The sequence below is a fragment of the Tolypothrix sp. FACHB-123 genome (assembly GCF_014697075.1).
In the GTDB taxonomy this organism is placed as follows: domain Bacteria; phylum Cyanobacteriota; class Cyanobacteriia; order Cyanobacteriales; family Nostocaceae; genus Aulosira.
Map to the genome: position 1 here is coordinate 79,383 of NZ_JACJRE010000031.1, position 20,747 is coordinate 100,129.

Genomic DNA, 20,747 nt, shown 5'->3' on the forward strand with positions numbered 1-20,747 from the left:
CAGTTATCAGTTGTTGGGTATGGGGCATCCCTTCTCTGCGAGACGCTACGCGTAGCTTGCTTCCCGTAGGGTACGGCTTCGCTCAGGGCGAGTGGGCATTGGGAATTTATCTATTTCTGCTGTCCCCCTGCTCCCTGCTCCCTGCTGTCTTGCTCCCCGATTTACATTTTCAATCGTGTAATTTCAATACATACCGGCTTTTAGCCCTTCACTTGTGTACCTCAGAGTCGTTAAACTAGCAAATAATATTTCGCGTGATTGCAATAATCATGACTGTAATTAGCCAAGTTATTCTCCAAGCCGACGACGAACTGCGTTATCCCAGCAGTGGTGAACTAAAAAGCATCCAAGCTTTTATGCAAACCGGTGCAAAGCGCACAAGGATTGCTAGCACCCTAGCTGAGAACGAAAAAAAGATTGTTCAGGAAGCAACCAAACAATTATGGCAGAAGCGTCCTGACTTTATCTCTCCTGGTGGCAACGCTTACGGCGAACGTCAGCGTTCTCTATGTATTCGTGACTTTGGCTGGTATTTGCGCCTGATTACCTATGGCGTACTTGCTGGCGACAAAGAGCCAATTGAAAAAATCGGTTTAATTGGTGTGCGGGAAATGTACAATTCACTGGGCGTTCCCGTACCTGGAATGGTAGAAGCGATCGCTTCTCTCAAAAAAGCCTCCCTTGACTTACTTAGTGCAGAAGATGCGGCAGAAGCAGCACCATACTTTGATTACATTATTCAAGCGATGTCTTGATACAAAGTGTGCGCGCTTTCAAGTAGTGGACTTTTTATCTACTGAGCGTGAGTGCTAAATCTCAGTACTCAAAATCGATAACATTTCCAATTTGATCATACTATCCCCACAACAGGTTGTGGCTCTGGCAAATTCTCTGTCAAGTTATCAACCATTTGTGGGGAAATTTTATGCTTAGTCAACGGTCAACCGTCAACTGACAACTGACAACTGACCAAACAACAAAAAACCGACAGTCTTCGATAAAAGACTGTCGGCAAATATTGTGTTCCCTATTAATGACTCGGCTAGAGTTCAGTTATAAGGAAGTATTGCAGCTTGCTCTTGGTTGAGAGACGATCTTAATCATGAGTGCTTGTGATTGTTATCACTGGATGGTCACAGCCCGCCTGTATCTGTTTAAGCAATTTCTTGCGATTCCAAGGAAAAAGCACATCGCAGCGATAGGAACTGTAATTTAAGTCACACAGTCTTACATTATGTAAACATCAATTTAGATTCAGGATTATGCATCTTTATCCTAAAAATATCCTGATTGGAGCAATCCTATTGACATCATCTTTGGGTTGTACAGCGCCAATCAATAACCAACTGTCCTCAGATGCTAGTGTTTCACCTACACCTACTGGGCTTCAAACCAGTTATAACTCAACCAGCAATAGACCAGCCACTAAAACTGCCACTATTACTGTAGAAGGGGAAAAAGTTCCCGTTACGCTCAAACTGTATGACCAATACAGCGACTTATTTACCACCTACTTTCCTGACAAAGAATTGATAGCTGAAGGTTTGAGTTCTGGTGAAGGTACAGGAGTCAAGTTTATTGCGAATTTTGGCGGTAGCAGAAATGATAACGCTTATGTTCACATTGCTTTTTTAAATGATGTCAAAACATTGGATCAGTTAAAAAGCTTTGTCAATGGACAAAATGGTTTAATTGCTACTAATAAATGGCAGGTGGTGAGCCGAGAACAAAGCGTTACCTATCCTTGGGCGAAAGAAAAAATTGTTTTCAATCAAGGTAAAGATATTGTAGGAAATGTTTACATTGGTCAGCAAAATGATAAAGTTTTCTATGTCATTACCCAGTTCCCAGTAGAATATGGTGATGGCTTTCCACCAAGGGCTAATTTGATTTTGGAGAATCTGCAAGCTACTAGTGTGAAATAAATTATGCCGCCAAGATGGAAATTTTATCTAAATATTATTTGGAGCAATTTCAAATAATATTTGTTTGGGTCTAATCAATTGATGCTTAATACCATAACAATGTTGTGGTATTAAGCATCTGTTGCATTTTTATTTCAAATTAAAAACTTTAAACAGTAGATTTATCGTCCATATTCCTTTAAGATTTGCTTAATTTAATCCGAAAATTGGTGAAGAGAGATTAACTAGCAATAGAGATGATGAATCAACTGAAGGCTTGCACCTTAACGTTTTTACTGGCTGGATTTGTTTTTCCCCAACAGAGTCTTGCTGCTAATGTACCACCGCTTTCAAACCAGCTTAAACAAGTAATCCAGTGGTTTACCGGAAAATTTGATAATTCTCAAAATGTAGCCAGCAATCCAGCAATACCATTGATTAATATGCGGAATTGTTCAGTGCAATTAGCTGGTGGTGGGACTGATGGTACAGAAAGTGTTTATTTGGAACAGCAAAGTCCTGTATTTAACCGAGTCCGTTTTTATTCCTTTGGCTTAGGCAGTGGTACGATTAACTTGGGTATTCGTAGCTTTATCAATTCCAGCAGTTTGAGTGGAATTTGCGATCGCCCTCCATCCCAAAGAATTATTAGCCAGAATAATCTTGCTGCTGCTGTTTGTAGTGTCAATCTCACCTATGAACCAAATCGCTATGTGGGAAATAATGCACCAGCAGGTTGTCCAACAATCACTGGCGGTAAGGTGGTATCCGACATTTCTATTCAAGCTAACAGCATCAACTCGTTAGACCAAATTTTTAACAGCAGTGGTCAGTTGTTGGTTGCTACCCCTATAACTTTTAAGCGCGTAGCTACGGTTCCTGAGTCTTCACCTTTAGCCGGATTTGCGATCGCCGGTGCTGGCTTAATATTCCTAAACAGGAAAAAGCAAGCGGGAAACAAGGTTAAATCAGTTAAACAATCATAAAAATCAAGGGTGCTGATGCACCCTGTTATTTTTGTAAAGTTGTAAGACTTCTTCTAAAGTCAGATAGCGCATTATGCTAGCCGCTTGTACAGTTCAACATTTTTATTGAGTACGTATTCCATCGCCTCAGAAAATGATGTTTCTGGTTGATTGAGCAATTCTTCAACACTCATTAACACTAATTCTTCTACTGATATACCAAGACGAGTAGCTTTTTGTTGTAACTTCAGCAAATGCTCATCGGGAATGTTGATTGTAATGGTATTCATGGTTTGATCTGAGGCTTGAAGATACCATTACTGTAGCACTGTAACTTATATCCCAAAAGCGCGATCGCACTTTTGGGAGTTTAGATATGAGAAAGCGATCGCATCGAAATTATTGATGACTGCCAAATATTTCAGCAATTTATTTTTGGGTTTCTGGATTCAGGATAAGTTTGAGGGTGCATTCGCCACTTTTTCAATTAATTGAACCATTGCCTTTAACATTGGTAATCATACATTCATGTTCATGATTTTTGATTTTGTGACTTAAACCTACCTGCAATAAACTCTCGCTTATTTAAATGTTTAGTCTTACGTTTGGTAACTCGCTTTCGCCACATATAGAAACTGGATTCTTTCATTTGCTGCCGCATTAAGACAATTACCTCTTTCTCTTTTAGCCCAAACTGAGTTTCAATAACATCAAAAGGTGTTCTATCTTCCCATGCCATTTCAATGATGCGATCAATAGTTTGCGGATCAAAATTTGGTAACTTCATGATGAGAGCTTGTCAGATCAATTCGAGCTATATCTATTTTACTTGAGGAAGCATAGGGAGTAAGCAAGGGACAGCTTGGTCAGCGTCTTGGCGCTACTGGCGAACTTCTCGGTTTAACCCAAGAGCAATTTATTGATCAGTTACCTGCATTTGCATCATTTAAACCGATAGAATAATTCTCTGTCCTTTTGGTGCATTATTTCCATGACTGCCCAATCCTCTGCTCCCTTTTCACCCAAAGAAATCGCCGCTGAAGGTTTGAAACCAGAAGAATATGAAGAAATTGTCCGACGGTTAGGGCGACACCCTAACAAAGCTGAACTCGGAATGTTTGGGGTGATGTGGTCAGAGCATTGTTGTTATAAGAATTCCCGGCCTTTACTCAAACAGTTTCCCACAACAGGCCCCCGTATTTTAGTTGGGCCTGGTGAAAATGCTGGTGTTGTAGATTTAGGCGACGGATTGGAACTTGCGTTTAAGATTGAATCCCATAACCACCCCTCAGCAGTTGAACCTTTCCAAGGTGCGGCGACGGGAGTCGGAGGTATCCTCAGAGATATCTTTACAATGGGTGCGCGTCCCATAGCTTTATTAAATTCCCTGCGCTTTGGTTCTTTAGAAGATGTGAAAACTCAAAGGCTGTTCCAAGGTGTTGTGGCTGGGATTAGCCACTATGGTAATTGTGTTGGAGTTCCCACTGTTGGCGGTGAAGTTTACTTTGACCCCGCTTATTCTGGAAATCCCTTGGTAAATGTCATGGCTTTGGGATTGATGGAAACTCCAGAAATCGTCAAATCTGGGGCTTCTGGGATTGGTAACCCTGTGCTGTATGTCGGTTCCACCACGGGACGCGATGGTATGGGCGGCGCAAGTTTTGCGAGTGCAGAATTAAGCGATCAGTCAATAGACGATCGCCCTGCGGTGCAAGTAGGCGATCCATTTTTGGAAAAGTCGTTAATTGAAGCTTGTTTAGAAGCCTTTAAAACAGGTGCGGTTGTCGCCGCTCAAGATATGGGTGCTGCGGGTATTACCTGTTCAACATCAGAAATGGCGGCTAAAGGTGGTGTCGGGATTGAACTGGATTTAGATAAAATTCCGGTGCGGGAATTGGGGATGGTTCCCTATGAATATCTGCTTTCGGAATCCCAAGAAAGAATGCTGTTTGTCGCCCATAAAGGACGAGAACAGGAGTTAATTGATATTTTTCACCGTTGGGGACTTCAGGCGGTTGTTGCGGGTACGGTGATTGCAGAACCCATTGTGCGGATTCTGTTTGAAGGGGGAATCGCAGCCGAAATTCCGGCGGATGCTTTGGCAGAAAATACTCCCCTATATCATCGGGAATTGTTGGCGGAACCTCCCGAATATGCGCGCCAAGCTTGGGAATGGAAGGCTGATTCTTTACCTACCTGCAATACTGCGGGGATTGAAATTGATGGAAGTCTGCAAAGTTGGAGTGATATTTTGTTAACTTTGCTGGATACTCCTACTATTGCTTCTAAAAGCTGGGTTTATCGCCAGTATGACCATCAGGTGCAGAATAATACGGTGATTTTCCCTGGCGGTGCTGATGCGGCTGTAGTGCGCTTACGTCCACTGGAGGAAATTCAAAATTCAAAATTCAAAATTCAAAATGCAAAATCGGCAGTGGCGGCGACGGTAGATTGCAATCCACGCTATGTTTATCTTGACCCCTATGAAGGTGCTAAGGCTGTGGTGGCTGAAGCTGCGCGCAATCTTAGCTGTGTGGGTGCTGAACCGTTAGCGGTGACGGATAATTTGAATTTTGGTAGTCCAGAAAAACCAATTGGTTATTGGCAATTAGCAGAAGCTTGTCGCGGTTTAGCTGAAGGTTGTCGAGAATTGGCTACGCCTGTAACTGGTGGGAATGTTTCTCTTTATAACGAAACCCTGGATTCTCAAGGCAATCCCCAGCCGATTTATCCGACCCCAGTTGTGGGTATGGTGGGATTAATTCCGGATATCAGCAAAATTTGCGGTCAAGCTTGGCAAAGTGCTGGTGATGCAATTTACCTTTTAGGTGTGCTGCCTACATCTGATGATAATTTGGGCGCTTCCGAATATTTAGCCGCAATTCATAAAACTATTGCTGGGAAACCCACCAAAGTGGATTTTGAGTCGGAACGCCGGATTCAAAAAGTTTGCCGTGAGGGGATTCGCGCTGGTTGGATACGTTCAGCCCATGATTGTGCTGAGGGTGGATTAGCTGTGGCTTTAGCTGAATCTTGCATTGCTGGTAATTTGGGCGCACAAATTACTTTAGATATCCCAGCCAATCAATCAATCAGGTTAGATACCTTGCTATTTGGCGAAGGTGGAGGACAAATTTTAGTATCTGTGAGTTCAGAACAACAAGAAATTTGGGAATCCTACTTACAGGAACATCTCGGTCAACAATGGCAAAAACTAGGCACTGTGGTTAATTCAGAGATGGGTTTGGGGGTCTTAACCTCTGATAACCAAACCTTAATAACCGCTAGTATCAACGATATGACCAATCGCTTTTCTGATGCGATCGCTCGACGGTTAGCAGTTCAAATAACTACCCCTAGTTAATTCGTAAAATCCCCCCTATCCGAATTACTAACCTCAATTAGCATAATTACGGTACTGTTTTAATGGAGAGTTAAAGTTTTGTTAAGAAAACTGTAGCTCTCCACTCGCATCAATTTTGGATTGCGAATTTTAGAGACTGATACAAATTTCCTCAAATTTCTCAAATCTCTAAGACTGCCAATTTTGATATCGCCTAATCCCAGTGACTTGACACCACCACCAGGAGCAAAGCTAGCATGATTCCCTACGATTCCAATATGGATGACTACCCCCAACAATCAAGCAACCAAATCAATCAAGAAGATCGACCCGACAAGCAAGAAGAAGCTTGTGGTGTTTTTGGTATCTACGCACCAGGAGAAGATGTTGCTAAATTAACTTACTTTGGATTGTATGCACTCCAACACCGGGGTCAAGAATCAGCTGGTATCGCCACATTTGAAGGTACAACAGTCCACCTCCATAAGGATATGGGGTTGGTGTCTCAAGTCTTTAATGAATCGGTTCTGCAAGAGTTACCAGGTAACTTGGCTGTTGGACACACCCGTTACTCAACTACCGGTTCTAGCCGCAAAGTTAACGCCCAACCTGCTGTAGTCGAAAGTCGTTTAGGAAAATTAGCGCTAGCACACAATGGTAATTTAGTCAATACTGTACAATTGCGCGAAGAATTGCTGCAAAGTCAATGCAACCTAGTAACCACAACAGACTCAGAAATGATTGCATTTGCGATCGCCGAACAAGTCAATGCAGGTGCTAATTGGGTAGATGGCTGTATCCAAGCTTGTCGCCGTTGTCAAGGTGCTTTTAGTTTAGTAATTGGGACTCCTGATGGGGTAATGGGAGTACGCGATCCTAATGGGATTCGTCCCTTAGTTATTGGGATATTAGCAGGCGAACCAGATCGTTATGTCTTAGCTTCGGAAACCTGCGGCTTAGATATCATTGGTGCAGAATACCTGCGGGATGTCCAACCAGGAGAGTTAGTTTGGATCAATGAAGAAGGTTTAACTTCAATTACTTGGCAGCAACAATCCCAGCGCAAGTTGTGTATCTTTGAAATGATTTACTTTGCGCGTCCTGATAGCCTGATGCATGAGGAAACTTTGTACAGTTACCGGATGCGTTTAGGACGGAGACTTGCAGCCGAATCGGCGGTTGAGGCTGATTTAGTCTTTGGCGTTCCTGATTCAGGGATACCTGCGGCTATTGGCTTTTCTCAAGCTTCTGGTGTCGCCTATGGTGAAGGATTGATTAAAAATCGTTACGTGGGACGCACCTTTATTCAGCCGACTCAAACCATGCGCGAATCTGGTTTGCGGATGAAACTCAACCCGCTTAAAGATGTGCTAGCAGGTAAGCGAGTGGTGATTGTGGATGATTCCATTGTTAGAGGAACCACTAGCCGCAAACTTGTCAAGACTTTGCGCGAAGCCGGTGCTGTGGAAGTACACATGCGAATTTCTTCGCCACCAGTCACTCATCCTTGCTTTTATGGGATTGATACCGACACTCAGGATCAGTTAATTGCGGCGACTAAATCAGTAGCCGAAATCGCCAAGCAGTTAGAAGTTGATAGCCTCGCTTATTTAAGCTGGGAAGGAATGTTAGAAGCAACCAGAGAAGATACTAATAGTTTCTGTTCTGCTTGTTTTACAGGCGATTATCCTGTGGCGATTCCTGAGCAGGTGAAGCGTTCTAAGTTGATTTTAGAGAAGGCGACAGTTTAATCACTGTTGACGGTTGACGGTTGACGGTTGACAGATTCTCATCCAAGCTAGTTGCGCGATCGCTCTTTTGTTTAAATGACAAATTTAACAAGCGATCGCGTAACATCAAACTTAAGCCTCTGGTTCTATACCTAAAGCTCTTAACTGTTCGGCTAATCTATCTGCACGTTGGCGTTCTTGTTCAGCCCTTTCATGTTCTTGTTCAGCCCTTTCATGTTCTAGTTCAGCACGTTGGCGTTCTTGTTCAAAGCGTTGAGAAATTTCCTGATAAGTTAAAAAGCGTTCGCCATCAGGACGATAGAGTTGTAAACCTTCTGGTGACAGCGTAAATTTAATTTTTAATCGAGGACTCACCCAATCAGCCATTTGCGGGATGACATCTAAACCATCTTCACCACGCAGCCAACCTTGCAAATTATGGCTATCTGGATCGTAAATGTAATACTCTTCTACTCCATAGCGATCGAAGAAAAGTAATTTCTTGTCCATTTCGACTGCTGTATTGCTAGGAGAAAGAATTTCAAATACTACTTGGGGTGCAATTCCTTCTTCTTTCCATTGTAGATAAGACAAGCGATCGCCTTTTGGTCTACCTAATACCACCATCACATCTGGCGTGACAGCAATTGTATTTCGTCCCTCTACCGGATACCAGAACAAATCCCCAGCCACAAATACATTAGGATCGTCAGCAAACAGCCAATCTAAATTCTGTTGAATTTCTACAATCCAGCGAAATTGTATCGTGTTATTTGCCACTGGCTGTCCATCATTATCCGGGTAGATGACTTCTGACTGGGTTGGTGATGGGATACGGTAAACCATCTTATATATAACCTCAGCAGGATTTTTGGTAAATATGCTTTCAAATTAGCAGATCCTGAGCTTATGCAGCATTGCTGAATCGGGATTTGCCAAGAAAAACAGTACGATTGTTCTATTATAGACGCAGTAAAGATAGTATTATTAAGGACTGTTTCACGCCTTCCTCACAATCCGCTTGCCGATATGTCAGATCAAAAGCTAGCCGAATCCTTAAATGGACATCTTCCGCACTCCAGCAACCTCAACCAGAATACAATTCGTATTCGGGGTGCTAGGCAGCATAATCTGAAAAATATTGATTTAGAATTACCACGCGATCGCCTAATCGTGTTTACTGGCGTTTCTGGTTCGGGTAAGTCTTCTTTAGCCTTTGATACCATCTTCGCTGAAGGACAACGCCGTTATGTGGAATCCCTCAGCGCCTATGCAAGACAATTCTTGGGACAATTGGATAAGCCTGATGTCGAAGCAATTGAAGGCTTAAGTCCGGCGATTTCCATCGATCAAAAGTCTACTTCCCATAACCCCCGTTCGACAGTCGGGACAGTTACAGAAATTTACGATTATTTGCGTTTGTTGTTTGGACGCGCTGGTGAACCCCATTGTCCGATATGCGATCGCTGTATTTCGCCGCAAACCATTGATGAAATGGTAGATCGGATTATGGATTTAGGCGATCGCACTCGCTTTCAAATTCTCGCCCCCGTAGTCAGAGGTAAAAAAGGCACACACCGCAAACTGTTATCAAGTTTGGCGTCTCAGGGTTTTGTGCGGGTGCGCGTTGATGGCGAAGTCAGAGAATTATCTGATTCCATTGAATTAGACAAAAATTTTAATCACACAATTGAAGTAGTTATTGACCGTTTAATTAAAAAAGATGGCATTCAAGAACGTTTAGTTGATTCACTTTCTACCTGTCTCAAACTATCAGGTGGAATTGCCACTATTGTCATCGGTCATGCTCAAGAACAAACCACCAATGACCCAGAAGAAGAATTAGTATTTTCTGAGAATTTTGCTTGTCCAGAACATGGGGCGGTAATGGAAGAATTATCGCCGCGATTGTTCTCTTTTAACTCACCTTATGGGGCTTGTCCTAATTGTCATGGCTTAGGCAGTTTAAAACGATTTTCACCTGATTTAATTGTACCGGATGCTGAAGCACCAGTTTATGCCGCCATTGCTCCTTGGTCAGAAAAAGATAATTCTTATTATTTAGAATTACTATATGCTTTAGGGCAAGCTCACGGTTTTGAATTACAAGTACAATGGGGTAAATTAACTCCCGAACAGCAACAAATTATTTTGTATGGAGAAGAAGCCAATACCGCAGCTGAACGGAAACAGAATTTTAAAGGCGTAGTTCCTATCCTGCAAAGACAATATGAAGGTGGTTCCGAGTTAATTAAGCAAAAATTAGAAGATTATTTAATCGATCAGCCCTGCGAAGTTTGTCACGGAAAGCGATTAAAACCAGAAGCTTTAGCAGTTCGTTTAGGACAGTATAAAATCTTAGATTTAACTGGCGTTTCCATTCGCGATTGTCGCCAGAGAATTGAACAATTAAAATTGAGCGATCGCCAATTTCAAATTGCTGATTTAGTCCTGCGAGAAATTAAAGCTAGATTGCAATTTTTACTTGATGTTGGCTTAGATTACCTCACCCTCGACCGTCCCGCCATGACTTTATCTGGTGGTGAAGCTCAACGTATTCGTCTCGCCACACAAATCGGTTCCGGCTTAACAGGAGTTCTTTACGTTTTAGACGAACCAAGTATTGGTTTACATCAAAGAGATAACGGCAGATTACTCAACACTTTAACCAAATTACGCGATTTAGGTAATACCTTAATTGTTGTAGAACATGATGAAGAAACCATTCGCGCAGCTAACTATATAGTTGATATTGGCCCTGGTGCAGGAATTCATGGCGGTCATATTGTCGCCCAAGGTGATTTACAAGCTTTGTTAACAGCAGAAGCTTCATTAACAGGTGCTTATTTATCAGGAAGAAAAGTAATTCATACACCAGCAGAACGCCGCGAAGGAAATGGGCGGAGTTTGATAATTAAAAATGCCCATCGGAATAATTTACAAAATATCGATGTCGAAATTCCTTTAGGTAAACTCGTCGCCATTACTGGTGTTTCTGGTTCAGGGAAATCTACATTAATTAACGAATTACTTTACCCCGCATTACAACATCATTTAACCAAGAGAGTTCCCTTACCAAAAGAATTAGAAGAAATCAAAGGATTAAATTCTGTTGATAAAGCCATAGTCATTGACCAATCACCAATCGGGAGAACACCACGTTCTAACCCTGCAACTTATACGGGTGTTTTTGATGTAATTCGAGATGTATTCTCCCAAACTGTAGAAGCCAAAGCCAGAGGTTATAAACCCGGACAATTTTCTTTTAACGTTAAAGGTGGACGTTGCGAAGCATGTAGCGGACAGGGTGTAAATGTCATTGAAATGAACTTTTTACCCGACGTTTACGTCCAATGTGAAATTTGTAAAGGCGCGAGATATAACCGTGAAACTTTGCAAGTGAAATACAAAGATAAAAACATTTCTGACGTTCTCAATATGACCGTTGAAGAAAGTTTAGACTTCTTCCAAAATATTCCCAAAGCTGTCACGCGCTTACAAACTTTACTTGATGTTGGCTTAGGTTATATTCAACTAGGTCAACCAGCGACTACCTTATCTGGTGGCGAAGCACAAAGGGTAAAATTAGCCACAGAATTATCACGCCGTGCTACAGGTAAAACACTTTATTTAATCGATGAACCAACAACAGGATTATCTTTTTATGATGTTCACAAATTACTAGATGTAGTGCAACGTTTAGTAGATAAAGGTAATTCAATTTTAGTAATTGAACATAATTTAGATGTAATTCGTTGTGCAGATTGGGTGATAGATTTAGGCCCAGATGGCGGTGATAAAGGTGGAGAAGTAATTGCTGCGGGAACACCAGAAGAAGTAGCAAATAATCCTAAATCTTACACTGGGGAATATTTGCGTCAGGTTTTAAAGCAGTATCCACCACAGCAATTACAACCTGTTTCCAAAAAATAAATTATATAGTTAAGGGCACAATATATGTGCCCTTAATAATTAATGTTACTTCAATTATTATTTGAATTGATATTACTCTGTTATGAGTACTGAACTTTTAATGCAATAAGACCAATCAATACAACCAGACCTAAACCTCTGCGAAAATAATTAACACCGTCAAATATTTCTAAACACGCCCAGGTAAACAAAGAGCCAGTTGCAATTACATCTAACACTGTATGGACTGTACCAGCGGTAAAGACGAGAGACAGTAAACTACTAACTATCCAAACAATCAGTGGTGGATTTGGTGCTTGAGCTATAACAATATTGCACTCACGATCGCGGAAAGTTTTATCAACTAACGTATTGTCCATAATTTCAAATTTAATCGCAAATCTTCCGATAATATTAAACCATTTACACAAATGCCATTTCACCTATCTAATTGCTGAGATAATAGCTAATAAGCATACTTATATATGCATATATTAAAAGGCATAGTCATAGAAAATGAGCTATAGTTGCTCGCTGAATAAAAACATATTTAAATTTAAGTTTTTTCTTGAGCGCCTAACATTTGTAAAATTTTATCTCCCCGATCCAAATCGCCAACTAAGCGGCGAATAGGATGCGGCCAAACTTTAACTAAGGTAGGAGTAGCAGTTACCTGATCGATTTCTGCTTGTTCGGGATTAGTTAAAACATCAACAACTTTGAGAGTATAAGGTTGGGCGAGCGATCGCTCTAATAATTCGTGTAAATTATGTAAAATCTTTTCTGTGGCTGCACTATGTCCGGCTACAAATAAGCGCAGCACGTAAGCTTGAGTTTTTAGTGGTAGATTTTGTACTTTTTTCGCTACCCGCTCACTCGGAAAAGTTGGTTCAGCAATATCTAATTGCACAATCAAATCGTGATCTTCCCAAAGCTGGGGAAATGAAGCGCGGTAAGTTGACAATACCATGCGATCGCACAATCCATCAGGCCAGGGTGCTGCTTGCCATACTAAATCCCCTGTACCAAAAATCGCATTTAATACAGCCTGATGTCTTAACACAGCTGGATAAGCTTCGGCAAAAGTTCGTACTTGTTGCGTGCGTGGATCTAACCAATGATCAACAGTCGCAGTATAACAAGGAACCAAAAAATGAGGCGGTTCTACTAAGTCCAAAATTTCCTGTAAAGCAGCACACAAATGCAAATGCCATCGACCTTGTTTACTAGGATCGATGGTATAAATCAAATCTCCACCGGGTGTAAATAGAGCAATACCTTTAAATAGCTGGTTTTGAGATACTTTGCCTGTATTCAACGTCGTTAAGGAAAATAGAGAACTTAATTATGGGCATGGGGCATGGGGCATGGGGCATTGGGCATTGGGTATTGGGCATTGGGCATTGGGCATTGGGCATTGGGCATGGAGCATGGGGCATGGGGCATGGGGTATGGGGGAGGCAGTGCGTTGGGCGGCTTTGCCGACTTGAAGCAACTGCCGTCATTGGGCACAATTCTCTATGTTTCCCTTGTCTCCCTTGTCTTCCTTCGCTGTCCTTCTGTCTTCTGCCTTCTGCCCGGTCGCCGAGCGAAGTCGAGGCGTGCCTTTTTAATTAAACTCTACCTCTAAGGAATTGCGCCATTTCGTTAGGAGTTGGAGACATTTCCAAAGCGGTTTCTTCAGTGATGCGCCCGTCTTGGTAGAGGTTATACAACGACTGATTCATTGTAATCATGCCATCAAAGCTGGCTTGTTTCATCAGTTCGCTAATTTCATCGTATTTACCGTCTTTGATCCACTCCTTAATTGCCTCAGTGTTAATTAGGATATCGTGGAATGCCGCCCGCTTACCATCTGTGGTGCGGCACAAACCTTGGGCAATTACTGAGACTAGAGACTCAGAAATTGCCACCCGCATGGCATCTTGTTCTTCCCCAGAGTAAAGATTCAATATCCGCTCAATGGTTTTGACTGCACTGTTAGTGTGCAGGGTTCCCATCACTAAGTGACCTGTTTGAGCCGCTTTTAACGCTGTGTTGACTGTTTCTTTATCCCGCATTTCACCCACAAGAATCAAATCTGGGTCTTCCCGCAAAGCAGCTTTTAAGGCGTTATCAAATTTGCGGGTGTGCATTCCCACTTCCCGCTGTTTAATTAAAGATTTTTGGCTTCTGTGAACAAATTCAATGGGGTCTTCAATGGTAATAATGTGCTTCGGCATTTCTTTATTGATATAGTCAATCATTGCCGCCATCGTTGTAGACTTACCAGAACCAGTAGGCCCGGTTACCAGAATTAACCCTTTGTGAACATGACAGATATCCCTAAACACAGGGGGTAACCGCAACTGTTCCATAGTTAAGATTTTTAGCGGAATTAACCGCAACACCATTGCAGAGCCTTTGAGGGAGTCAAAGATATTAATCCGCACGCGAGCAAATTCATACTGGGTTGCGCCGTCAAATTCTAATTGTTCTTGAAACCGCTGAATTTCTCCTTCAGTTAATACCTCCCGCATCCAACTCATAAAAGTGTCTTTATCAGTTTCGGGATAATTTGTTGACTCAATTTCCCCTCGGTTACGAAAGCGGGGTACTTCACCTACACCCAAGTGAATATCAGAAAATCCTTTATCAAAAGCTTCCTTGATGAGCTGTTCTAAAGTCAGACTGGGAATGCTGTTTTGTTTCGTTGCATTAGGAATTGGCGGGGGAGTCCCCGGACGATGAGCCGCAGCTGGGTTAGCAGTTGGTATCGGTGGCGGCGCAGCACTCATTCCTGGAGCGTTTGACATATCTAATGTTTGCGTAGCCTGACGTTGTGTGCTTAACGTTGGTGGCGGTGCTGGTGGTGGTGGTGGCGCTGGTGGTGGTGGTGGCGCTGGTGGTGCTGGACGTGTAGCCGCCGAATGAGGACTTGGTGGACGCTGTAAGTCTGTCATAAATCTTTACAATGAAGAGAACAAAACATAAATTAGTAAGAAGTCACCTGTGAATGGTCTGGTGGTGCTTCTGTGTTGAGTAGTCGGTGTTCGTGAGTCAATTCTTGCTTGTAATCGGCGTTAGTACTTTTTTTTACTTTCTTGCTAGCATCGATTATTCCGATAATTTTTATATAGTATCTATACACCTGTTTAACATACTTAAACCCTGCATAAACATCAGGGATAATACATATAAATATATGTATTTAAATTGACTTTTGTATTAAATAAATACTTGAACCTGTTTAAATGAGAATTTTCATCTCAGGTTTAGACAAAAGTTGATAGCAATTAACAGCACAAAACATTAGCAGATATTTATTCAGACACATCTCTTGAATTATGAGAATCTTAGTCTGTTAATATAAGAAATGTTAAGCGGGATCGCTTCTAGGGGTGGATAAGGCAGCTTCAAAGCCGAGTCCGTTTGGCTTCTATACCTACAGATAGATGCAGATATCAAGCATTTTTCTTATATATAAACTCGACTTTACATTCATAATTACAAAAAATTAACTGTAAAGTTTAGTAAATAAATGCTCATCTGAGGAATAGGTTTTTATATACTTAACTTCTAATTAATAGTTTCAGTTTCTTCGGGAACCGAGATATTTGCAGTTCAGTTTTTGCTGTGTATTTGGGAGGAAAAGTCATGGTTTCGGCAGATAGCTCTAATCTCAATAAGACCTACTCCTTGTTAACGATCAAAAGTTTTTTGATCTGGACTTTCACATTGGCAGTATGTTTGTTAGTTGTCGGATTTCCATTAGTTGTTTTGATGGCTACGGTCGGGTGTCTGTTGTCGATTGTGTTGCAATCTGTGATGCCTGTTAGTGCAGTTTTGTTAGTAGCAGGTGGGTTGATTTTATTTAATGTTATGGCAGTTGTATTGGCGGCGGGAGTGCTAACTGCGAAGGGAGTACATCCAAAACAAATTAAATGGTTAAGTTGGCTGCATGGAGAAGCAGAACAAATGCAAACTACAGTCTACGCGGCTTGCCCATTAACTTGCGAAATCAAAATGTAATTACTAAATTCGACAAACAGTACATCTGCCCGGTTAAGCCGGGTTTTTTCATGTTTATTTGTCAGTTGTCAGTTGTCAGTTGTCAGTTGTCATTGGGAGGAGAGGAAGGTTTTTTATATTCTTCCCACACTCACCACACTCCCCACACTTCTTCATCCCCCTCATTTTCTTGTAGGTAGTTTACTATTGACTATTGACCATTGACCATTGACCATTGACCATTGACCATTGACTAATGACTAATGACTAATGACTAATCAAAAACGAGTTTATATAATCCTTGGTACTCGTCCGGAGGCGATTAAACTAGCTCCGGTAATTCAAGTCTTTCAAAGGTCTCCAGATTTTGAGTCACAAGTAATTTTGACTGGACAGCATCGGGAAATGGTTGAGCAAGTAATGCAACTATTTGACCTGAAAGCAGATAATGACTTGGAGATTATGCAGCCTCAGCAATCTTTGAGTGATATTACCTGTCGCAGTCTGCGGGGTTTAGAGGCGCTGTTTCACGATCGCAAGCCAGATTTAGTCATAGTTCAGGGAGATACGACTACTGCTTTTGCGGCAGCTTTGGCGGCATTTTATCAAAAAATTCCTGTAGGTCATGTGGAAGCTGGGTTAAGAACTGATGACTTGTTTAATCCTTACCCAGAAGAAGCTAACCGACGGCTGATTTCCCAAATTACGCAATTGCATTTTGCACCCACACCCTTAGCTGTGGAAAATTTAGAGCGTTCTGGGGTTTTAGGTGAAATTCATTTAACTGGGAATACTGTAATTGATGCGCTGTTAAATGTGGCTGCAAATCAACCAGCTTGTAATATACCTGGTTTAGATTGGTCATCCTATCGCACGTTGTTGGCGACAGTTCATCGCCGGGAAAATTGGGGAGAACCGCTACAAGGAATTGCGCAAGGGTTTTTACAGATATTAGATAAGTTTCCTGATACAGCGCTACTATTACCACTACACCGCAATCCGACGGTAAGAGAGCCATTACAAGCGCTATTGGGAAATCATCCGCGAATTTTTCTGACAGAACCTTTAGATTATGCAGAATTGGTGGGTGCGATCGCGCGATCGCATTTTTTGCTAACTGATTCTGGCGGTTTGCAAGAAGAAGCACCCAGTCTTGGTAAACCTGTATTAGTTTTGCGGGAAACCACAGAAAGACCGGAAGCTGTGGCGGCGGGTACAGCTAAACTGGTGGGAACCCAAACTGATAATATTGTGGCGGCTGCGGCTGAGTTACTAAGTAATTCTGTAGCCTATAACACAATGGCTAACGCCATTAATCCCTTTGGCGATGGTAAAGCGAGCGATCGCATTTTGCAAATCGTCAAAAATTATTTTTAGGGCATGGGGTATGGGGTATGGGGCATGGGGCATGGGGCATGGGGCATTGAAACAATTTTGGATTTTGGATTTTGGATTTTAGATTGGAATCCAAAATCGCAAATCTAAAATCTAAAATTCCTTGTCCCCCTGCTCCCTGCTCCCTGCTCCCCTGCCTCATCAGTCCCCAATCCCTACTAACTCACCGGCAAAACCAACTCCGCCTTCTCTTCTTCCTCTTCTTCTGGTAAGCCGTAAATGGATCTATACAGCTTGACGTATTGCTTGGCTGATTGATACCAGCTGAAATCCTGACTCATACCACGTTTTTGTAATTCCTGCCATTGGGGTTTGAAACGGAAACCTTCCCAAGCGCGAATCATGCAGGTGAATAAATCTAGGGGTTCATAGCGGTCAAAACAATAACCAGTACCGACACCGTTCATGGGGTCGAAATGGGATACTGTATCTACTAACCCGCCTGTACGGCGAACAATGGGGACGGAACCGTAACGCAAAGCCATCATTTGGCTGATACCGCAGGGTTCAAAGCGGCTAGGCATTAAGAAGGCATCTGTACCAGCGTAGATACGGCGAGATAAAGCATCGTTATACAGCAGGTAAGTAGCCATGCGTCCGGGATAGCGGGATGCTAACTGCCACATTTGGGTTTCGTAATAGCGATCGCCTGTTCCCAGCAACACAAATTGCGCGTCAGTATATGCGAGGAAGCGATCGAGGATTTGGATGACTAAATCCAAGCCTTTTTGCTCTACTAACCTAGAAACCATGCCAATTAAAAAAGCTTTGGAATTAACTTCTAACCCGACTTCTTCTTGTAAGGCGATTTTGTTGGCTTTACGTTTATCTAAAGTATCGCTAGTAAAGGTTTGGGCAATATATTTGTCATTTTCTGGGTTATAAACTTCAGTATCTATACCGTTAATAATCCCAGATAACTTACCGCTAATAAAAGACAATAAACCTTCAATGGTTTCACCGTAAGCAGGTGTTTTAATTTGCTCAGCGTAGGTGGGAGATACAGTATTTACCCTGTCTGCATATTGCACGGCCGCCGCCATTGTATTGTGTCCTTGCATATACCAAGGACACCAAGTAATTTTTTCTAAATACCAACGCCAAGGCCCCTGATAAGCCAAGTTATGGATGGTGAACACGCTGGTGATATCTGGATCTTGGTTCATCCATACGGGAATCATCCCTGTATGCCAATCGTGACAGTGGACAATCTCTGGCTTCCAATAATTCCAGCAAAATTCGGCTGCACCGTTAGCAAACAAAGTGAACCGCCAGTCTTCATCCTCTCCGGAATAAATCCGCCGAGGCATAAAGGCAGGATGTCCAAATAAATACAAGGGAACATCAGTACCAGGAAGGACGCCTTCGTAAACAGCAAAGTCCTGAAACATGGCATATCCCCGCCAGATGGGTTCAGTAGGAATGTCCATCTTGTCTGGAAGAAAGCCATAGTAGGGCAAGAATATCCGCACATCATGCCCCATTTTTCTCAAGATTTTGGGCAATGCGCCGACAACATCACCCATTCCGCCAACTTTGGCAACTGGAGCTGCCTCTGCTGCAACAAATAGAATCCGCATGGTAATATATGTTTCCCCGATTCTGCCTACACAGTGAATCAGTTGTCAGTTACTCAATCATGACTTTTTCACTGTTCACTGATTACTTATCTAACCATATCCGGGTGCGGATTGGCTTAAGAACCTCTTTGGATTTCGGTAAAAATGACATCCAAAATTTCTTGTGCGCCTTGTTCTCGCAATAAATGCGCAAGTTGTGTACCTAGCTGTTCGGCGTTCTTGGCTTCTCCGGTAACAGTGTCTTTGACTATGTTTTGCCCATCGACGCTAGCAACTATGCCTGTCAAGGTTAAAGTATCACCAGTAATTTCCGTATTTACACCAATGGGTACTTGACAGCCACCTTCGAGATCGCGTAAAAAGGCACGTTCAGCTAAACAGCGATCGCGGGTTTCGGAATGTTCGATAGCTTTGAGCAGAGATATCAATTCGGTATCATCTGCACGGCATTCTATACCCAAAGCACCTTGACCGACTGCATGAAGAGAAACTTCCGCAGGAAGAATTTGGTGAATGCGATCGCTCATTCCCAACCGCTCTAACCCTGCAACTGCCAAAATTAAAGCATCATATTCACCCGCATCTAATTTAGCCATGCGTGTATTCAAATTTCCCCGCACATCTTTAAATGTAAAATGGGGGAATTTATGGCGTAACTGGGCTAATCTCCGCAGAGAGGATGTACCAATTACTGCACCTGCTGGTAAAGTATCAATTTGCTGACCTTTGTACTTTTCGTGCAGTACCAAAGCATCTGCTGGATTTTCCCTTTCGGTAATTGCTGCCAATGTTAAACCTTCTGGTAATTTAGTTGGCAGATCCTTGAGGGAATGCACCGCAAAATCAATCTCCTTGTTGAGCATCCCAACTTCTAATTCTTTGGTAAATAATCCTTTATCACCAATTTTGGCTAATGCTACATCCAGGATTTTGTCGCCTTGGGTAGACATGGTATGGACTTCAAAAGCAATCTCAGGATAGCTTTTTTGGAGTTGCTCTTTTACCCAGTGGGTTTGAACCAGAGCCAGTTGACTTTTACGAGAACCAATACGGATTGTGCGTGCAGGACTGGAAACAGTTGAAGTCATAAAACAAAATGTCAAACAAGGCGATAATTTCACTTTCATCTAGACTACCGCAGTGAGTGACTTACCGGATGCTAATTGCTTAATTTGAGTTAAGTTTAATTGCGATTTTCTTTACATTTATTTACAGGTTTTACCAGATTAGAGCAAATAAGAGCGCTGGTATTAATTTTCAGTATGAAGATATTCTTGTAATTGTTCAGTACGCTGTTGTGTAGTCTGTTCCAAGCAACCTAAATAAATTGCAGGTGCGATAGTTCCTCCCTGAAATGCGCTGCGTTCAAACTCACAACTGCTATCGCGAAACTTAATCCATGCTTGCTGTGCAGTAATTAATTTCTGTTTTCTGGAACTAGATAAAGTTGGTAAAAGTTGTCGATAAACTTGATTCAATTTTTTATCAGCATTTTGATAGGATAACTGGGCACATCGATTAATTTCGGTTTGAGTTTGGGCATTATCACAATTGAGCTTTTGGGCTAACTGTATCTTTGAGGTTTCCGGTGTTGGGCTTGCCATTGTCAAAGTCCCAATAGACAAACTACTGAAGGCAGTAATGCTTAAAAATTTTTGTAAAAAAAGCTTCATTCATTTTTAAATTTGCGTATATTCACTAAATAATATAAAGCATGATGCGATGTCTACGACAAGACGTACTCTCCGAGAAGCCTCGCTTCGCTCAAAATCGTTTTGATCGTCGTCAAAATCGTTTTGATCGTCGTCAAAGTCGTTTTGATCGTCATCAAAGTCGTTTTGATCGTCATCAAAGTCGTTTTGATCGTCGTCAAAGTCGTTTTGATCGTCATCAAAGTCGTTTTGATCGTCGTCAAAGTCGTTTTGATC

Annotated in this window: 19 protein-coding genes; 8 read left to right on the top strand and 11 right to left on the bottom strand. The window is 42.1% G+C overall.

Annotation, left to right across the window (positions count from 1 at the left end; all coding sequences use genetic code 11):
• The first annotated feature begins 269 nt into the window (after positions 1–269).
• The 3 genes from H6G41_RS20230 to H6G41_RS20240 all read left to right on the top strand — a co-directional run bounded on the left by H6G41_RS20230 (position 270) and on the right by H6G41_RS20240 (position 2,890).
• On the top strand, positions 270–755 hold the full coding sequence (locus H6G41_RS20230; RefSeq protein WP_190747968.1) for an allophycocyanin subunit alpha-B: 486 nt from the start codon (positions 270–272) through the stop codon (positions 753–755).
• 549 nt (positions 756–1,304) lie between these two features.
• The gene (locus H6G41_RS20235) at positions 1,305–1,925 is read left to right on the top strand and encodes a hypothetical protein (protein WP_242037985.1); all 621 of its coding nucleotides are present in this window, start codon (positions 1,305–1,307) and stop codon (positions 1,923–1,925) included.
• 236 nt (positions 1,926–2,161) lie between these two features.
• The gene (locus tag H6G41_RS20240) at positions 2,162–2,890 is read left to right on the top strand and encodes a chromophore lyase CpcT/CpeT (RefSeq protein WP_190747989.1); all 729 of its coding nucleotides are present in this window, start codon (positions 2,162–2,164) and stop codon (positions 2,888–2,890) included.
• 71 nt (positions 2,891–2,961) lie between these two features.
• Here H6G41_RS20240 and H6G41_RS20245 read toward each other — a convergent pair whose 3' ends face one another.
• The gene (locus H6G41_RS20245; RefSeq protein ID WP_190747970.1) at positions 2,962–3,159 is read right to left on the bottom strand and encodes a DNA-binding protein; all 198 of its coding nucleotides are present in this window, start codon (positions 3,157–3,159) and stop codon (positions 2,962–2,964) included.
• Positions 3,160–3,401: 242 nt separating this feature from the next.
• Entirely contained in the window at positions 3,402–3,656 is a 255-nt protein-coding gene (locus tag H6G41_RS20250) for a TIGR03643 family protein (protein ID WP_190747971.1), read from the bottom strand.
• Between the two features lie 204 nt (positions 3,657–3,860).
• Here H6G41_RS20250 and purL point away from each other — a divergent pair, with 204 nt between their 5' ends.
• Entirely contained in the window at positions 3,861–6,233 is a 2,373-nt protein-coding gene (gene purL, locus H6G41_RS20255; RefSeq protein ID WP_190747972.1) for a phosphoribosylformylglycinamidine synthase subunit PurL, read from the top strand.
• Positions 6,234–6,469: 236 nt separating this feature from the next.
• Complete coding sequence (gene purF / locus H6G41_RS20260; protein WP_190747973.1) at positions 6,470–7,963, top strand: amidophosphoribosyltransferase; 1,494 nt, start codon at positions 6,470–6,472, stop codon at positions 7,961–7,963.
• Positions 7,964–8,074: 111 nt separating this feature from the next.
• On the opposite strand, the gene H6G41_RS20265 is transcribed toward purF, so the two are convergent.
• Positions 8,075–8,788 carry a Uma2 family endonuclease gene (locus H6G41_RS20265; RefSeq protein WP_190747974.1) on the bottom strand — a complete coding sequence of 238 codons (714 nt, stop codon included), beginning with the start codon at positions 8,786–8,788 and terminating at the stop codon, positions 8,075–8,077.
• 183 nt (positions 8,789–8,971) lie between these two features.
• On the opposite strand from H6G41_RS20265, the gene uvrA reads away from it, so the two are divergent.
• Complete coding sequence (uvrA, locus tag H6G41_RS20270; protein ID WP_190747975.1) at positions 8,972–11,875, top strand: excinuclease ABC subunit UvrA; 2,904 nt, start codon at positions 8,972–8,974, stop codon at positions 11,873–11,875.
• 80 nt (positions 11,876–11,955) lie between these two features.
• Here uvrA and H6G41_RS20275 read toward each other — a convergent pair whose 3' ends face one another.
• The 4 genes from H6G41_RS20275 to H6G41_RS20290 all read right to left on the bottom strand — a co-directional run bounded on the left by H6G41_RS20275 (position 11,956) and on the right by H6G41_RS20290 (position 14,796).
• Positions 11,956–12,234 (bottom strand): hypothetical protein, encoded by a 279-nt coding sequence (locus H6G41_RS20275; protein WP_190747976.1) that lies wholly within the window; start codon positions 12,232–12,234, stop codon positions 11,956–11,958.
• Positions 12,235–12,410: 176 nt separating this feature from the next.
• Positions 12,411–13,172, bottom strand: coding sequence for a circadian clock KaiB family protein (locus tag H6G41_RS20280; RefSeq protein WP_190747977.1), 762 nt, complete (start codon positions 13,170–13,172; stop codon positions 12,411–12,413).
• 27 nt (positions 13,173–13,199) lie between these two features.
• Positions 13,200–13,349, bottom strand: a complete 150-nt coding sequence (locus tag H6G41_RS20285) for a hypothetical protein (protein WP_190747978.1) — start codon at positions 13,347–13,349, stop codon at positions 13,200–13,202.
• 118 nt (positions 13,350–13,467) lie between these two features.
• On the bottom strand, positions 13,468–14,796 hold the full coding sequence (locus tag H6G41_RS20290; RefSeq protein WP_190747979.1) for a type IV pilus twitching motility protein PilT: 1,329 nt from the start codon (positions 14,794–14,796) through the stop codon (positions 13,468–13,470).
• Between the two features lie 694 nt (positions 14,797–15,490).
• Between H6G41_RS20290 and H6G41_RS20295 the strand changes: the two genes are divergently transcribed.
• Complete coding sequence (locus H6G41_RS20295) at positions 15,491–15,865, top strand: hypothetical protein (RefSeq protein ID WP_190747980.1); 375 nt, start codon at positions 15,491–15,493, stop codon at positions 15,863–15,865.
• 249 nt (positions 15,866–16,114) lie between these two features.
• The gene (gene wecB, locus H6G41_RS20300; protein ID WP_190747981.1) at positions 16,115–17,221 is read left to right on the top strand and encodes a non-hydrolyzing UDP-N-acetylglucosamine 2-epimerase; all 1,107 of its coding nucleotides are present in this window, start codon (positions 16,115–16,117) and stop codon (positions 17,219–17,221) included.
• Between the two features lie 176 nt (positions 17,222–17,397).
• Here wecB and glgA read toward each other — a convergent pair whose 3' ends face one another.
• The 4 genes from glgA to H6G41_RS20320 all read right to left on the bottom strand — a co-directional run.
• Positions 17,398–18,819, bottom strand: a complete 1,422-nt coding sequence (gene glgA, locus H6G41_RS20305; RefSeq protein ID WP_190747982.1) for a glycogen synthase GlgA — start codon at positions 18,817–18,819, stop codon at positions 17,398–17,400.
• 116 nt (positions 18,820–18,935) lie between these two features.
• A complete protein-coding gene (gene hemC, locus H6G41_RS20310) occupies positions 18,936–19,907 on the bottom strand; it encodes a hydroxymethylbilane synthase (RefSeq protein WP_190747983.1) in 972 nt (323 codons plus the stop codon).
• A 162-nt stretch (positions 19,908–20,069) separates the two neighbouring features.
• Entirely contained in the window at positions 20,070–20,423 is a 354-nt protein-coding gene (locus H6G41_RS20315; protein ID WP_306790440.1) for a lysozyme inhibitor LprI family protein, read from the bottom strand.
• Between the two features lie 75 nt (positions 20,424–20,498).
• The coding region (locus H6G41_RS20320) for a hypothetical protein (protein WP_190747985.1) at positions 20,499–20,747 on the bottom strand (249 nt) is incomplete at its 5' end.

Coding starts and splice junctions, on each gene's coding strand:
- H6G41_RS20230 (WP_190747968.1), top strand. CDS start 270: ATGACTGTAATTAGCCAAGTTATTCTCCAAGCCGACGACGAACTGCGT.
- H6G41_RS20240 (WP_190747989.1), top strand. CDS start 2,162: ATGATGAATCAACTGAAGGCTTGCACCTTAACGTTTTTACTGGCTGGA.
- H6G41_RS20245 (WP_190747970.1), bottom strand. CDS start 3,159: ATGAATACCATTACAATCAACATTCCCGATGAGCATTTGCTGAAGTTA.
- H6G41_RS20250 (WP_190747971.1), bottom strand. CDS start 3,656: ATGAAGTTACCAAATTTTGATCCGCAAACTATTGATCGCATCATTGAA.
- purL (WP_190747972.1), top strand. CDS start 3,861: ATGACTGCCCAATCCTCTGCTCCCTTTTCACCCAAAGAAATCGCCGCT.
- purF (WP_190747973.1), top strand. CDS start 6,470: ATGATTCCCTACGATTCCAATATGGATGACTACCCCCAACAATCAAGC.
- H6G41_RS20265 (WP_190747974.1), bottom strand. CDS start 8,788: ATGGTTTACCGTATCCCATCACCAACCCAGTCAGAAGTCATCTACCCG.
- uvrA (WP_190747975.1), top strand. CDS start 8,972: ATGTCAGATCAAAAGCTAGCCGAATCCTTAAATGGACATCTTCCGCAC.
- H6G41_RS20275 (WP_190747976.1), bottom strand. CDS start 12,234: ATGGACAATACGTTAGTTGATAAAACTTTCCGCGATCGTGAGTGCAAT.
- H6G41_RS20290 (WP_190747979.1), bottom strand. CDS start 14,796: ATGACAGACTTACAGCGTCCACCAAGTCCTCATTCGGCGGCTACACGT.
- H6G41_RS20295 (WP_190747980.1), top strand. CDS start 15,491: ATGGTTTCGGCAGATAGCTCTAATCTCAATAAGACCTACTCCTTGTTA.
- wecB (WP_190747981.1), top strand. CDS start 16,115: ATGACTAATCAAAAACGAGTTTATATAATCCTTGGTACTCGTCCGGAG.
- glgA (WP_190747982.1), bottom strand. CDS start 18,819: ATGCGGATTCTATTTGTTGCAGCAGAGGCAGCTCCAGTTGCCAAAGTT.
- hemC (WP_190747983.1), bottom strand. CDS start 19,907: ATGACTTCAACTGTTTCCAGTCCTGCACGCACAATCCGTATTGGTTCT.
- H6G41_RS20315 (WP_306790440.1), bottom strand. CDS start 20,423: ATGGCAAGCCCAACACCGGAAACCTCAAAGATACAGTTAGCCCAAAAG.